This window comes from Vibrio sp. 378 (genome assembly GCF_033339435.1).
On the sequence record NZ_JAWOUO010000076.1, the window covers coordinates 1 to 1,428 of the forward strand.

Consider the following 1,428-nt stretch of genomic DNA (forward strand, 5'->3'; position numbering starts at 1 on the left):
CGTTTTTGCTTGGTTTACGTTAACAACGTCTAACCCTTTTGAGTTCGCAAAAACATTGGCGGTAGAAGGACGTGATTTGAATCCAATGCTGCAGGACATCGGATTGATCATTCATCCGCCACTTTTATATTTAGGTTACGTTGGTTATTCCGCCATTTTGGCGTTTGCACTTGCGGCGTTATTAAGCAAACGGCCTGTCAATGAATGGTACTGTTGTACGCGAAAAGCCGCGTATTTTGCCTGGGGAACTCTGACTGTTGGTATCCTTGTCGGCTCTTGGTGGGCATACAATGAACTTGGCTGGGGAGGTTGGTGGTTTTGGGACCCAGTAGAAAATGCCTCTCTATTGCCGTGGTTAACCGGCACTGCACTCCTGCACAGCGGAGTATTAGCAAAGAAAAATCAGGGAGCGTTGTGGAGCACATACGCGTTGGCGTTTGCGACCTTTAGTTTAAGCATTCTCGGGACATTTATCGTACGTTCTGGCGTATTAACGTCGGTGCATGCTTTTGCTGTGGATCCTACCAAAGGTTTAGCCTTGCTTGCTGTGCTTAGTGCGTTAGTATTGATGACGTTTGGTGTACTGATTGTGCGTGGAGATGCCATCAAACCATTTAGGTTACGTTCCTTGATCAGTCGAGCTTATATGGTGTATGTGGCCATTGGGCTTTTGGTCATATCCACGGCGATCGTCTTTTTAGGTACGTTCTACCCGATGATTTATCAATTGCTAGGGTTGGGAAACATCTCTGTTGGTGCGCCGTATTTTAATACCTTAATATTTCCTCTTAGTATTTTCGCTTTGTTGGCGTTAGCCATGACGCCAATTTTGCGGTGGACAAAAGGAGGGCGCGCGAACTGGAAAGGGCAATTCGCCTTCGCAAGTACTATCGCTTTAGGTGTCGTAGCCGTCTTTATCTTGTCGGTTGATACCGTGCGTATTGGGACAATCACGAGTGTATTTTTAGCAGCTTGGGTTATTACTACGCACACTATGTTATGGCTGAATGCCGAAAACAAAGGGCCACTAATCAAGATGGTATTAGCACACGTCGGTTTTTCTTTAGCCGTTGTAGGAGCTGTCTTCAACAGTGAATACTCGTACCAATACAACTTGCGAGTAGAGCCTGGTGTTTCACATCAAAGAGCAAACATTGGTATCGATTATCAAGGTATGGATTGGGTAATAGGGCCAAATTACACCGCAGAACAAGCAAGGATCATTTTGCGCCTTGATGATCAGACTCGCTATGTATTACAACCTGAAAAACGCCATTATCCCGTGCGAGTAATGAACATGACTGAACCCGCGATTCTGAGTTTATGGCACGGAGACTATTATCTGACGTTGGGGGATAAAGTTGGCACAAACGCTTATGCGATAAAAGTTCAGTACCGGGCGGGGATTTGGTGGATATGGTCAGGCGG

At 45.9% G+C, this 1,428-nt stretch carries 1 protein-coding gene; it reads left to right on the plus strand.

The features are described 5' to 3' along the window. The coding region (locus R7Q48_RS24195) for a heme lyase CcmF/NrfE family subunit (RefSeq protein ID WP_318132618.1) at nt 1–1,428 on the plus strand (1,428 nt) is incomplete at both ends.